1 protein-coding gene is annotated in these 835 nt (G+C 67.8%); it reads right to left on the reverse strand.

From position 1 onward, the window contains the following. On the reverse strand, positions 1 to 835 hold an 835-nt coding region (locus AAE045_RS23345; protein ID WP_455549699.1), incomplete at both ends, for a baseplate J/gp47 family protein.

Genomic DNA, 835 nt, shown 5'->3' on the forward strand with positions numbered 1-835 from the left:
GCCAGATCGGGTCCTTGATGCGGATGTTGAGCGGGATCAGGCCGTCCTGCGTGGCCGGCAGATCCAGCTTGGGCAGATCGATGGCGATGCCATCCAGGCCGTCATGCATGTTCTCCCAGCTGTGTGCCCAGCTGCGGATCAGCGGCTGCGCGGCCGGCGCGTCGCTCACGCCGGAGGGAATCAGCACGTGCACGATCGGCAGCGGCTGCGCGGGCAGCGTGTCGGCCGTGCGCTTGCGCGAGCCGGCGCCCTTGGGCAGCGCCATCACCGTGCTGCGTTCGGCCGCCGGGTAGCGGCCGTCGATGTACTCGCGCAGTGCGGCGATGTTGGTGTAATCCGGCAGCGCCTGGCTGTCGATCAGGTAGCGCTGCTTCACCGTGCCCTCCGGCTCGGCGGCGTCGCTGACCTGGTAGGCCCAGATTTCCTGGATCGGGGTTTCCTGCGCGGTATTGCGGAAGTGCAGCACGCCGCCGTCCTGGGCTGGAATGCTGTTGACGCTGCGGACCACGCCCTGCGGGCGCTGGAACAGGGCCTGTGCCGGCTGGCCGTCCACGCTGTGGCTGAGCCCGCCAAACGCTGCACCGCGCACTTCGATGCGGTTGACGGTTTCACCGGCCGGCAGGGTCAGGTCGAGCTGCTGGCCACCCTCGACATAGGTATTCCAGTCCGGCAGCTGGAAGTAATCATCCCGCCCGGCCAGCCGCGAGCGGTTGTAGACGCCCGGCCAGGTGGTCTCGGCGATGCCGTCGGTCGCCTTCCACATCCACTGCTTGTGGTCCTTGGTATCGGCGAATTCGATTTTGCGGATCGTGGTGGTCGGGGCACTCAGTGCCGG

It is taken from the genome of Dryocola clanedunensis (genome assembly GCF_038405435.1).
GTDB lineage: Bacteria > Pseudomonadota > Gammaproteobacteria > Enterobacterales > Enterobacteriaceae > Dryocola > Dryocola clanedunensis_A.